This window comes from Brachyspira pilosicoli (assembly GCF_019402445.1).
Classification (GTDB): domain Bacteria; phylum Spirochaetota; class Brachyspiria; order Brachyspirales; family Brachyspiraceae; genus Brachyspira; species Brachyspira pilosicoli_B.
In genome coordinates, this window is the sequence record NZ_SRZM01000401.1 from 1 (window position 1) to 2,997 (window position 2,997).

Here is a 2,997-nt window from a genome sequence, read left to right on the forward strand (position 1 = left end):
AAAAAAACCAAAACAATTTTTAAAAATAATTGATAATAAATCACTTATAGAACAAACAATAGATAGAGCTTTGCAAATTACAGAAGAAGAAAATATTTTTATAATAACAGGAAAAAGATATAAAGAAGCTTTTTCTACTTATATACCAAACTTTAAAAAAGATAATATTATATATGAACCTATTGGAAGAGATACTGCTGCGGCTGTGGCTTTAGGAGTATTAACTGTAAAAGAGAAAATAGGCGATTCAAATGTAGTAATAATTCCAGCTGACCCTATAATAAAACAAGAAGATTTGTTTATAAATACAATAAAAGAAGCTGTAAATGCAACTATAGAAACAAAAAATGTTGTAGTTGTGGGTATAGTGCCGACTAGAGCTGAGACTGGATATGGATATATAAAATTAGATAAAAACATAAAAGGAAATGAATATATTGTTCATAGATTTGTAGAGAAACCAAATTTAGAAAATGCAAAAAAGTTTTTGGAAGATGGAAGTTATTTGTGGAATAGCGGTATGTTTATATGGGACAGTGAAAGCATACTAAACAGTATAAACAAATTTATGCCTGACACTTTTAATAAAGTAAATGATACATTAAAAAATATTAATAATGAAGATAAGGCATTAGAAATATTTAACAGTATTGATAAGATTTCTTTTGACTTTGGTGTAATGGAAAAACTAGAAGATATTATATGTATAAAGTCAGAGTTTTTTTGGGACGATTTGGGGGCTTTTTCTGCTCTTGGAAGGATATACAAGAAAGATGAAAATAATAATGTTGTAATAGGGCAGGTTTATCTTAAAAACTCTAGCAATAATATAATAATAAATGATGATAATGATTTACTTACTTTAAATGGTGTTAATAACCTCACAGTGGTAAAGTCTAATGGTGTTGTTTTAATGTATCCTAATAATGAGGATTCTAAAATAAAAGAGATATTAAAAGACATTAGAGAAAAAAATGAATTAAATAAATATAGAGAATTATTATAAATTATATCTTCTTATTTAAGATAGTTTCTTTATATATTTTTTCTTTTGCTTGTTTTACTTTTTCTTGGCTTTCTTTTTCTTTTTTGCTTTTTTGATTGTCTTCTATAAGTGTACCATTTATAAGTACATTTTTTAGAATTATATTTTCATTTTTAATTAATTCATGAGGCAAAGTTGTACCTTTTATTTCAACATTTTCAAATTTTAAACTCTTATAAAAAATAAGGTTTCTAAAATCTGCATCCTTTTCAACTATTATATTCTCTAATGCAAAATCATCTTTTAAGTTTACATTTAAAAGGCTTAAATTATTGCTAAAATGAACATGGTTGAATGTAGTTTTTTTTATAAAGTCAGAATTAGTAAAATTGGCATTACAATTAATTTTGGCATTATACAAATTAATAGATTCAAAATTGGACATTGAAAAGTTTAAATCCATATTTACAACAGTATTTTTCATTATAATTTCTTTGTTTATATTAGACATCTTTATAAATATGCCAGAATCAAATAAAGCATTACTAAAATCAAGAGATATATCTAATTTTAAATTATTAATATTAAACGGAGCATAAAACGAGGAATCAGAAAAATTAAAATTTGAATCTTTTTGTATTTTTAAGCCTTCAAAATTAAAGCCTTCATAGCTAATCATATGAGAAAAGTTATAATATCCTCTATATATATCATCTCTTATAATGTTTCTAAATAGATTAGCAGGTTTACTATCTGATTTATGATGTATAATGCATAAATCATCTTTATAAACTTCTCTGTCGCATTTTTCTGTGTTTGATATTAATTGTTTACATATACTAGGCATAATTATTAAAACATAAAGCTTAAACCAAAATCATGAGAAATATTGTTTTTATTAAACTCATCAAATATTATAGCATAATCAAGTCTAAACAAATCAATATATAATGAAATCCCCAAAGAAACCCCATTATTTCCAATACCAAGTCTAGCTAAAACACCACTTGGCAATTTAGCAGAACGTCTTTTTTGCATAGCACTAGGCTCATCTAATACACTCTCAGGTAAATCATCATACCAAGAAGATGATGAAGAAGATTTATTAAATAATCCTAATTTATTAAAATCTATTATCATAGCTTCAAGACCTAAAGATATATTATGCGTAATAGAAGGAACTCCTACAGAATAATTAAGCGAAACAGATACTGTAGAATCTTCTTTAGCATAAGCTACAGATGTTACAATGTCTGTGTCTATATTAGCAAATACGTTATTGTAAAAACCAAAATTTCTAATACCTGCACCAATTTTAAACACAGGAGTAAAAATAGATTGCATATAATATACATCTAAAAATCCTCCAAAAACATTTTTATTTAAAGAATTATTTAATACTCCTTTAATGTTTCCGCCTATAAAAGATTTATCATTTATAGCATAAGCAAAAGCAATATTGGCTAAATAAACTCCGTTGTAGATACTATCTTTTTTGTTTCCAAGTGCATCATAACTTTGTATTTTGTTTATTTCTGAAGCAAATCCCAAACCTATGGCATAGGAATTACCTGTATGAGAATATGATGCATTAAATATATACTCGTTTTTAAAATCTGGTGATAAGGTGTAATTTATATTAATGCTATCCCTAATAACTCCCATTAATGAAGCAGAGTTTACAAATAATGCAGAAGAGTCATTTCCTATTAGAAAAGTGCTGTTCATCATTCCTCTGCTTCTTGTGCTTGTATAATTTAAAATAGATAAAGAATGTCTTGAAGATAATGCATCAGCGTATAATAAAAAGCTAAATACAAAAAGAATAATAAAAATAAAACTTAATTTTTTTATCACGATATAACTCTAATCAATAATTTTTGTAATTATAACATATAAGAAATCTTAATACAATAAAATAATAGTTTGTAAGAATAAATTATTGTATGTTTAAACTAAGTATATTTTATTATATAAGTTTGTTTTTTATTCAACTTTTTCCCGTAGCAAAA

3 protein-coding genes are annotated in these 2,997 nt (G+C 25.0%); 1 reads left to right on the forward strand and 2 read right to left on the reverse strand.

Annotated elements, in window-relative coordinates; all coding sequences use genetic code 11:
• Positions 1 to 1,006: mannose-1-phosphate guanylyltransferase (locus E6A48_RS11390; RefSeq protein WP_219710428.1), on the forward strand; the 1,006-nt coding region annotated here is incomplete at its 5' end.
• Position 1,007: 1 nt separating this feature from the next.
• On the opposite strand, the gene E6A48_RS11395 is transcribed toward E6A48_RS11390, so the two are convergent.
• Together E6A48_RS11395 and E6A48_RS11400 are read right to left on the reverse strand one after the other, a co-directional pair.
• Complete coding sequence (locus tag E6A48_RS11395; protein WP_219710430.1) at positions 1,008 to 1,832, reverse strand: hypothetical protein; 825 nt, start codon at positions 1,830 to 1,832, stop codon at positions 1,008 to 1,010.
• A gap of 5 nt (positions 1,833 to 1,837) precedes the next feature.
• The gene (locus E6A48_RS11400; RefSeq protein ID WP_219710432.1) at positions 1,838 to 2,842 is read right to left on the reverse strand and encodes a hypothetical protein; all 1,005 of its coding nucleotides are present in this window, start codon (positions 2,840 to 2,842) and stop codon (positions 1,838 to 1,840) included.
• Positions 2,843 to 2,997 lie beyond the last annotated feature (155 nt).